Genomic DNA, 9307 nt, shown 5'->3' with positions numbered 1-9307 from the left:
ATAATTCATAATTCATAATTCCCACACCCCACTTCATAATTCATAATTCATAATTAATAATTCCCACACCCCACTTCCCATTGATAACTGACCATGTTGCATCCTGCCGATTTGCGATCGCTTCTGACCGCCGTTGCCAGGGGAGAAATTAACCCGGAGACAGCTTTAGATAAACTTAAACATCTGGCCTTTGAACCGGTGGAAGACTTCGCTAAAATTGACCATCATCGTCAATTAAGAACGGGATTTCCGGAGGTTATCTGGGGGCCGGGTAAAACCACCGCTCAAATCGCCCAAATTATCAATGTTTTGCGTCAAAATAGTCCCGTGGTCATGGCCACCCGCATTGAAGCAGAGATAGCAGTCCAGCTACAGGAACAGGTAACAGACTTAGTTTATTATCCCTTAGCCCGCATCTGTGCCATTGCCGCAGCCGCTCCAGAAAATCCCCCAAAAGGGATAATTTCCATCCTAACGGCGGGAACTGCCGATATTCCCGTAGCGGAGGAGGCGGCGGTTACTGCTCAATTATGCGGTTTTTCCGTGCAGCGTCTCTGGGATGTGGGAGTAGCGGGAATTCATCGCCTCTTGAATCATCGCCATCTACTGGATGCTGCTGATGTGTTAATTGTTGTTGCGGGAATGGAAGGAGCCTTACCAAGTGTGGTAGCGGGATTAGTCGATCGCCCAGTGATCGCCGTTCCCACCAGTATCGGTTACGGAACCAGTTTCGGTGGTATTGCTCCTTTGTTAACTATGCTCAATTCCTGCGCGGTCGGCATCGGTGTGGTTAATATAGATAATGGTTTTGGGGCTGCCATGTTAGCCGGCCAAATTTTACGCACGGCGGCCAGATTAGCCTAGATTTTCCTTCATCTCAGGCTGAAAATCCTATACAGTTGGTATAGGGATAAACTACTTTGAAAAAGAAGCCGATATGCACCTAAGTGAAATTACTCATCCCAACCAGTTACATGGTTTATCACTCCGTCAATTAGAAGATATTGCCCGTCAGATTCGCGAAAAACACCTCCAGACGATCGCCGCTACTGGTGGACATTTGGGACCGGGGTTAGGAGTCGTAGAACTAACGATCGCCCTTTACCAAACCCTCGATCTTGACCGAGATAAAGTCCTTTGGGACGTGGGACACCAAGCTTATCCGCACAAACTCCTCACCGGCCGCTATAACGATTTTCACACCCTGCGCCAAAAAAACGGCGTTGCGGGCTATCTAAAACGTTGCGAGAGCAAATTTGACCATTTTGGGGCTGGACACGCCTCTACGAGCATTTCTGCTGGGTTAGGAATGGCTTTAGCCCGGGATGCCAAGGGGGAAGATTTCAAGGTGGTATCGATCATCGGGGATGGCGCTTTAACCGGGGGTATGGCCCTAGAAGCGATTAACCATGCTGGACATTTACCGAACACCAACATCATGGTTATCCTCAACGATAACGAGATGTCCATTTCCCCCAACGTCGGGGCAATTTCCCGCTATCTCAATAAAGTTCGTTTGAGTGAACCCGTCCAGTTTATCGCTGATAATCTCGAAGAGCAATTGAAACATCTACCCTTCTTCGGTGACTCCCTCACTCCCGAAATGGAACGAGTCAAAGAAGGAATGAAACGGTTAGCAGTTCCCAAAGTCGGCGCTGTCATTGAGGAATTGGGCTTTAAATATTTTGGCCCGATTGATGGTCATAATATTCCCGAATTAATCGCCACTTTTAAACAGGCCCATAAAGTCCACGGACCGGTTTTCGTCCACGTTGCCACCGTTAAAGGCAAAGGCTACGAATGGGCCGAAAAAGATCAAGTGGGTTATCATGCCCAAAATCCCTTTAATTTAGCCACGGGTAAACCGATTCCCTCCAGTAAACCGAAACCCCCCGCTTATTCCAAAGTTTTCGGGCATACTCTCACTAAATTAGCGGAAAATGACCCGCGCATTATCGGTATCACCGCCGCCATGGCTACCGGGACAGGATTGGATAAATTTCAGGCAAAACTACCGAAACAGTACATCGATGTGGGAATTGCGGAACAACACGCCGTTACTCTCGCTGGTGGTCTTGCTTGCGAAGGAATGCGCCCGGTTGTCACCATTTACTCTACTTTCCTGCAGCGGGCTTTTGATCAGATTATTCACGATATCTGCATTCAAAATCTCCCGGTTTTCTTCTGCATGGACCGGGCCGGTATTGTCGGGGCCGATGGACCGACTCACCAAGGGATGTACGATATCGCCTACCTGCGTTGTATCCCCAATATGACCATTATGGCCCCGAAAGATGAGGCAGAACTGCAAAGAATGGTGGTGACGGGGATTAATCATACCAGCGGCCCCATTGCCATGCGTTACCCCCGGGGCAACGGTTTAGGGGTTCCCCTGATGGAAGAGGGTTGGGAAGCTTTACCCATCGGTAAGGGCGAAATTCTCCGCAGTGGCGATGATATTCTCCTGTTAGGATATGGCACGATGGTCAACACTTCCCTACAGGTGGCCGAAATCCTCAGCGAACACGGCATCGAAGCCACAGTGGTTAATGCTCGTTTTGTCAAGCCCCTTGATACAGAACTTATCTTTCCCCTTGCTCAACGTCTTGGTAAGGTGGTGACTTTGGAAGAAGGTTGTTTGATGGGTGGTTTTGGTTCTGCGGTTTTGGAAGCTTTACAGGATGCTAATATTCTAGTTCCGGTCAAGCGTTTCGGGGTTCCCGATAAATTAGTGGACCACGCAACACCAGAGGAGTCCTTCGCTGATTTAGGTTTAACCAGTCCCCAGATTGCCGAACAGGTTTTAGCGGCATTTTTTAGCCAAAAACAAACCGCTAACGTCGGTTAAAATCTCAAGATTAGCTTGTCCAGTTTTCCCGAAAAATTAGGGAAGACTGGTTTTTTTTTATCTAGATAGGGCGAAGCATTTGGACAATAACCTATCACTGAAACCGTAGATTTTCGGCGCTGTCAAATTGAAAGATGCTCCCAATCAGCACCGGAACGGAAATTACTTTGATAGGAAAGATTACATGGCATCTTGACAATTAGTGTTTAATGAACGAATAGTGCCGATAGTTGGGCTTAAGTGGGGAACAAGACTTGCCCTGAGCCAAGTCGAAGGGGTCGCTCGATTTAGCAGTGGAATTAGCCCTAAAATCGGCGTAGGGCTAATTCCGGAATTAGCCCTACAATCGGCGTTGTCAAATTGAAAGATGCTCCGAATCAGCACCGGAGCATTGCATCTTTCCTATTCTGATATGACAACGCCAGATTTTCTATCCGAATGCTTCGCCCGTACTTTTTGCCGCATACCCTTCGATAGCGTAACGCACTGAAACAGTCCAGTCCAGTAGGGTGCGCCCTTCGATAGCGTAACGCACCAAATTAAATTAATGATAGGTATGGTGCGTTACGACGGATTGTTAGATTCAAGTTTAAGCAGAGATTGTCGCCGTCTAACGCACCAAATTAAATTAATGATAGCCGTCTAACGCACCAAATTAAATTCATGATAGGTGTGGTGCGTTACGACGGATTGTTAGATTCAAGTTTAAGCAGAGATTGTCGCCGTCTAACGCACCCTACATTTTACTAAACTGGGATGAGCCACTCTTGAAAAAGGGGACAATTATTAATTATTATTAAAAGTATATTTACTAATTAACCAAAATACCAGTGAAACTAGCTCAAGCTCAGACGATATTAACAGACACTTTAACCGTATTTTGGGGAGAATGGCTAGATTTACGGGCGAGAGTCCTTCAGATCGCCGCCACAGGTTTAGTTTCTCCCCTAATCTATATTATCGGTTTTGGGTTGGGGTTGGGAAGCGCCCTCGATCGCTCGATGAAACCCTCGATCGGCGATTCCTATCTAGAATTTATTTTACCCGGAATGGTGGCTCTGTCCTCAATGGCGATCAGTTTCGGGGGAACCACCTTTTCCATCTGTGGCGATCGCTTATTTAGTAAAACCTTCGAGGAATTATTGTTACTTCCCGTCCATCCTCTCTCATTATTTTTAGGCAAAGTTTTCGCGGGAATTTTGCGCGGTGTAATGACTTCTGCATCAGTGATTCTCATCGCTATTTTATTTACAGGAAAATTTGCTAGTTTTCTCAATCCCCTCTTTTTATTAGTTTTAATCTTAAATTGTGCCGTCTTTGCCGGTTTGGGGGCAATTGTCGGATTACGAGTTACATCCCTCGAAAGTGTCAGTCTCTATAATAACTTTTTAATCGTGCCGATGTCTTTTTTAGGAGCAACTTTTTTCGATCCCAAAACCTTACCCTGGGCATTAAAAATTATTGTCTATGCCTTGCCCCTCACCTATGCTAGTCTAGGATTAAGAGCCGCAGCCTACGATATCAATCAATTTCCTTGGTTCGCTATCCCTATTTTATTAATCGTCGCTATTCTTCTCTCGATTATCGGCGCTTATCAATTCTCCCATCAACGGGATTAAATCAGTTATCAGTTATCAGTGATCAGTGGTCAGATTTAAGTTTTCGGTGAACAGTATTAAGTCGCAAGTTGGGAGCTTTCTTTTCAAGGATTACTGTTTACTGTTGACTGATAAAAGCAAAAAGCTCCTATCTCCTGACTCCTGACTCCTTTTTCCCTTGAATAAATATATCCTTTTTTATAAACCCTACGATGTATTATGTCAGTTTACTGATGAAAATGGTCGCTCGACTTTAAAAGATTATATTCCCATCCCCAATATCTATTCTGTCGGTCGTTTAGATAGGGACAGCGAGGGATTATTATTACTCACAGATAACGGTCAATTACAGCATCGTTTAGGTCATCGTCAATTTGCTCATCCGCGCACCTATTGGGTACAAGTCGAGAGAATTCCAGACCTAAACGCTTTAGAAAAATTGCGTCAAGGTCTTCCTATTCAGGATTATCGCACTCGACCAGCAATAGTTAATTTACTAGATTTTGAACCAGATTTACCCCCCAGAGAGCCACCGATTCGTTATCGAAAATCTGTCCCCACCACTTGGTTAGAAATTACCTTAACTGAGGGAAGAAATCGTCAGGTAAGACGGATGACGGCAGCCGTTGGTTATCCCACTTTAAGATTAATTAGAACAGCCATTACTATTGACAAAAACAATAAATTATGCTTAACAGGATTACAACCCGGTCAATGGCGAGAAGTGACTGAAAAAGAGAGAAAAGCCTTGGAAAGGTTATAATTTCTGTAAGTAACCTTGATAACCAAAGTTGAATGTATAGTTTGGGACTTGATCAAATGACCCACAATTATCTATAATCGTGAATATTAAACCTAAGACAAACATGAAAGTTAAAATTAAAAATCTTGGCATTTTAAAACAGGCAGAATTCAGTCTAGGCGACTTCACAATTATCTGTGGTGGTAATAATACAGGTAAAACTTATGCTACCTACGCTTTATTCGGTTTTTTATACACTTGGCGAAGACTATTAACTTGGCCAACATTTGGACTCAAAGAAAAAATTAATCAACTACTTTCTGATGGTGTAATTAGTCTCGATCTACAGGAGTATGTTCAACAGTGTGAAAGTATTCTTACTGCAGGTTGTCAAAGATATATCCAACAAATACCTGAAGTTTTTGCTGCCAACGAGGAGAGGTTTAAAAATGTTGATTTTCAGATAGAATTAAATTTTGACAATATTCAATTTCAAAATAAGTATGAAAGGAAAATTAGTACAGCAACATTGGAAATTATCTCGATTAACAAACCTGAAGATGAGCCTTATTTATCCATTACATTATTAACAGAAACAGAAAAAATAAATCTGCCAGTGCATTTTCTTGAGGATATCATTTACGACAGCATCCAAGATATAATTTTCTCTCAGTTTTTTCCCAGGCCATTTATTGCTAGTGCAGAAAGGACAGGAGCGGCAATTTTTCGCAAAGAGTTAAATTTTGCTCGTAATCGTTTACTGGAAGAAATTAGTAAAAATAGCAATTTTAATCCTAGAGAACTGTTATTTAATGTTTCTCAGGATTATGCGCTACCAGTCAAAAAAAATGTAGATTTTACTAGACAAATAGAAACAATTGTCAAAAAAACTAGCTTTATCGCCGAAAATCATCCCAGTATTTTAGAAGATTTTGCCGATATTATTGGTGGTCAATATATGATTACTAGCAATGATGAACTTTATTACATTCCTAAAGGAAAAAAACTTAGACTATCGATGGATGAAAGTTCTAGTGCTGTACGTTCTCTTTTAGACATTGGCTTTTATTTAAGACACGAAGCTCGAATCGGAGATTTGTTGATAGTAGATGAACCTGAATTAAATCTCCATCCAGAAAATCAACGCCGTATCGCTAAACTTTTCGCTCGACTGATCAACATTGGTATTAAAGTTTTTATCACTACTCACAGTGATTATATTATCAAAGAAATAAACACATTAATTATGCTCAACCATAATAAACCACACCTGAAACAAATTGCCGCAGAAGAAGGCTATAGACAAGAGGAATTATTATCGGCTAATCAAGTTAAAGTCTATATTGCTGAAAAAGCTTTAAAGATGTTAAAAGGACAAAAAAGAAAAACCAAATTTAACACTTTAACTCCCGCTAAAATTGATCACGAAATGGGTATCGAAGCACGCAGTTTTGATACTACTATCGAAAATATGAATCGTATTCAAACGGCTATTATTTGGGGTGAGGAGTAATGTCTGATATTGCTATCCTCAAAGAAATGATTAGCAAGTGTGCGATAGTAGAGTTGGAATATAAAAAAGAGTACAAACGAGATAGTTATTTACTGAAACTGATAGAAAATCAAGATAACTATTCATTTGTGATTAGTGGAATGCCTGAACCCGATCAAGTTATTGCGATCAAGCTAGATGAGTTTTTTGATGTCCGCAAAATTTTTACTGGTAATAAAGGTGAATGTAAGCGTGCAGATTTTATAATTATCGCTAATACCCCTACTGAAAAAGTTATCCTTTGTTTGGAAATGAAGAAAAGCAGAGATTCTAATTCATCGATAATTAAACAATTAAAAGGAGCCGAATGCTTTGTCTCCTATTGTCGTGAAATCGGACGCTTATTTTGGAATCAACCCGATTTTCTTCAGGACTATCAATATCGCTTTGTTAGTATTAAAAATATCAGTATGTCTAAAACAACCACGAGCAGCCGTAAACTTTCTCAAAAAAGTGAGATTCACGATCAACCAGAAAAAATGTTAAAAATTTCCGCTCAAGCGAAGCACTTTCAAGAATTAATTTAGTCCTATAGCTTGACATTATGACCGATTTAATCTCGATCGAATAACGATCTTTTGCCGAGAGTGCCGAAAGAGCCTTATCGATGCTCATTTTTAAAAACTTCAAACACCTGCCGGCTGAAATATTTTAACTTATCAGCTACCTTAGGAGAAGGTTGATAATTACCGACTAATTGCCAATTTTCCACCGTAGATAGTCGCCAAGCGGTTCCTTGATGGTTAAAAGCCTGCATTTCTAAGCCAATCAAACGCTGATGCTGATCCTCGCTATCGAGATGAAAACGAATTTGTACCAGAATGCTGCGCCCTTGAATTCTAGGACTCCAACCGGGAAAATGGAAAGCGATATCGATCGAGTCGGGATCCGTTAACTCCCTTGTGTGGGGATCATTGCGCCAAGGTTTCAGATCTGCCTTTGCATCGGGGAATTGTTGTTTAAACAGGTTGACGAGTGTGGCGATCTTCGCCGTTAATTCTAATCCTTTTGCCTGTTCCGACGCATTCATGCTCACCTCTGATAATTGCTTATAAAGTAACTATTTATACAGTTTAGCCCTGCTTTTTGCGACTATTGGAACAATTATAACGATATTTTCTCGATCGAGTTCAAAATGCCGCACCTGTCAATCCAGATAGCCGCTGCCAAAAAGACAAAATCAAAACTACACTAGAAAATAGGATAATCGACAGGAACAGTATTTTCTATGAATCCCCAAGAGTCTCTATTACAATCGATCGAAAAATTAGGCTATCGGGTTACGGTGGGTGATGTGGCGGCAAAATCGGGTTTAGAGATTAACGCTGCACAACAGGGATTATTAGCTTTAGCTGCGGAAGCGGGGGGACATTTACAGGTAGCAGATACGGGGGAAATTATCTATCTTTTCCCCGAAAATTTTCGCTCGATTCTTTTGAATAAATATTGGCAATTGCAGTTAAAAGCTTTCGGGGGTAAAATCTGGCAAGTAGTTTTTTATATTATTCGCATTTCCTTTGGCATTGTTTTAATTATTTCGATTTTAATCCTCTTGCTGGCTATTCTGGCGATCCTGATCGGCTTAATGTTTAAAGATAGTGACTCGGATAACAATTCTGGAAATAACAACATTAATATTAACTTCTTTCCCACGGACTTTTTCTGGATTTTTTATCCCGATTTTGGTAATAACTACTACGAAAGAAGAGATAGGGAAGTTAAGGCAGATAAACCCCCTAGTAAGATGAATTTTCTCGAGGCAGTTTTTTCTTTTCTTTTTGGCGATGGCGATCCTAATTTCAATTTAGAGGAGAGACGCTGGCAAACTATTGGTAAAGTAATTCAAAATAATCGTGGTTCGATTATTGCTCCACAAATTGCCCCCTATCTCGATAGTATTACCCCTAGTCATGAGGAGACAGAAGATTATATACTCCCAGTTTTAACCCGCTTTAATGGGTTGCCGCAAGTGTCCGATCGAGGCGATATCATCTATTATTTTCCCGATCTACAGGTGACAACCAAAAAGAGAAAATTACAAACAGTTTCCCCCTATCTAAAGGAAAAACGCTGGAAGTTTAGCGAAGCAGATAGCGGTCAAATTATCTTAGCTTTAGGTTTAGGGGTGGTTAACTTTATCCTCGCTTTAGTTTTAGGATCTTTGCTCAACAGTGATAGTGTGGATTTGAGTGGTTCTCTGGGGTCGATAGTCACAGGAATCTACGGTTTTCTCCTCAGTTATGCTGGTGCTTTTTTGGGGATTCCCCTTGGTCGTTATTTCTTTTTACAGTGGAGAAATGAGCGGGTTAATCAACGCAATCAACAGCGAGAAAAAAGAGCAGATTTATTAGCCCAAAGTAATCCTGAATTAGAGCAAAAACTGGACTACTCTCGTCAATTTGCTGACCAAAAAGTGATTACAGATGCTGATATTAGTTATTCTACCGATCAAGACTATCTCGAACAAGAGATCGAGCGCTCCGATAAAATCGATCAAGAATGGCAAAAACGCTTAGAATCGCCCGATTCCTGACTCCTGACTTGAAAGAGGGTGTGGGGTGTGGGGT

Annotated in this window: 8 protein-coding genes; 7 read left to right on the top strand and 1 reads right to left on the bottom strand. The window is 41.6% G+C overall.

Features of this window, described 5'->3' with window-relative positions:
* Positions 1–93 precede the first annotated feature (93 nt).
* From larB to IQ234_RS18110, 6 genes are all read left to right on the top strand, one after another.
* Positions 94–864 carry a nickel pincer cofactor biosynthesis protein LarB gene (larB, locus tag IQ234_RS18135; protein WP_193958097.1) on the top strand — a complete coding sequence of 257 codons (771 nt, stop codon included), beginning with the start codon at positions 94–96 and terminating at the stop codon, positions 862–864.
* Positions 865–937: 73 nt separating this feature from the next.
* A complete protein-coding gene (gene dxs / locus IQ234_RS18130; protein WP_052276252.1) occupies positions 938–2848 on the top strand; it encodes a 1-deoxy-D-xylulose-5-phosphate synthase in 1911 nt (636 codons plus the stop codon).
* Between the two features lie 830 nt (positions 2849–3678).
* On the top strand, positions 3679–4467 hold the full coding sequence (locus IQ234_RS18125) for an ABC transporter permease (protein WP_193958096.1): 789 nt from the start codon (positions 3679–3681) through the stop codon (positions 4465–4467).
* A 157-nt stretch (positions 4468–4624) separates the two neighbouring features.
* On the top strand, positions 4625–5209 hold the full coding sequence (locus tag IQ234_RS18120) for a pseudouridine synthase (RefSeq protein WP_193958095.1): 585 nt from the start codon (positions 4625–4627) through the stop codon (positions 5207–5209).
* A 103-nt stretch (positions 5210–5312) separates the two neighbouring features.
* Positions 5313–6701 (top strand): AAA family ATPase, encoded by a 1389-nt coding sequence (locus tag IQ234_RS18115; protein WP_193958094.1) that lies wholly within the window; start codon positions 5313–5315, stop codon positions 6699–6701.
* Positions 6701–7267 carry a hypothetical protein gene (locus tag IQ234_RS18110; RefSeq protein WP_193958093.1) on the top strand — a complete coding sequence of 189 codons (567 nt, stop codon included), beginning with the start codon at positions 6701–6703 and terminating at the stop codon, positions 7265–7267. Before IQ234_RS18115 ends, IQ234_RS18110 begins: the two co-directional genes overlap by 1 nt.
* Before the next feature lie 74 nt (positions 7268–7341).
* Here the strand turns inward: IQ234_RS18110 and IQ234_RS18105 are convergent, their stop codons facing one another.
* Positions 7342–7770, bottom strand: a complete 429-nt coding sequence (locus IQ234_RS18105; protein ID WP_002743840.1) for a hypothetical protein — start codon at positions 7768–7770, stop codon at positions 7342–7344.
* Between the two features lie 198 nt (positions 7771–7968).
* Between IQ234_RS18105 and IQ234_RS18100 the strand changes: the two genes are divergently transcribed.
* Positions 7969–9273: a hypothetical protein gene (locus IQ234_RS18100; RefSeq protein WP_193958092.1), complete on the top strand. Its 1305-nt coding sequence runs from the start codon at positions 7969–7971 to the stop codon at positions 9271–9273.
* The last annotated feature ends 34 nt before the right edge of the window (positions 9274–9307 follow it).

It is taken from the genome of Microcystis aeruginosa LEGE 91341, from assembly GCF_015206885.1.
Taxonomy (GTDB): domain Bacteria; phylum Cyanobacteriota; class Cyanobacteriia; order Cyanobacteriales; family Microcystaceae; genus Microcystis; species Microcystis aeruginosa_H.
The sequence above is the reverse complement of the archived record's forward strand: the minus strand, read 5'-3'. Positions and strand labels throughout refer to the sequence as shown.

What these genes read in the sequence shown, in the direction of transcription:
- larB (WP_193958097.1), top strand. Translation starts at nt 94, where the DNA reads ATGTTGCATCCTGCCGATTTGCGATCGCTTCTGACCGCCGTTGCCAGG.
- dxs (WP_052276252.1), top strand. Translation starts at nt 938, where the DNA reads ATGCACCTAAGTGAAATTACTCATCCCAACCAGTTACATGGTTTATCA.
- IQ234_RS18115 (WP_193958094.1), top strand. Translation starts at nt 5,313, where the DNA reads ATGAAAGTTAAAATTAAAAATCTTGGCATTTTAAAACAGGCAGAATTC.
- IQ234_RS18110 (WP_193958093.1), top strand. Translation starts at nt 6,701, where the DNA reads ATGTCTGATATTGCTATCCTCAAAGAAATGATTAGCAAGTGTGCGATA.
- IQ234_RS18105 (WP_002743840.1), bottom strand. Translation starts at nt 7,770, where the DNA reads ATGAATGCGTCGGAACAGGCAAAAGGATTAGAATTAACGGCGAAGATC.
- IQ234_RS18100 (WP_193958092.1), top strand. Translation starts at nt 7,969, where the DNA reads ATGAATCCCCAAGAGTCTCTATTACAATCGATCGAAAAATTAGGCTAT.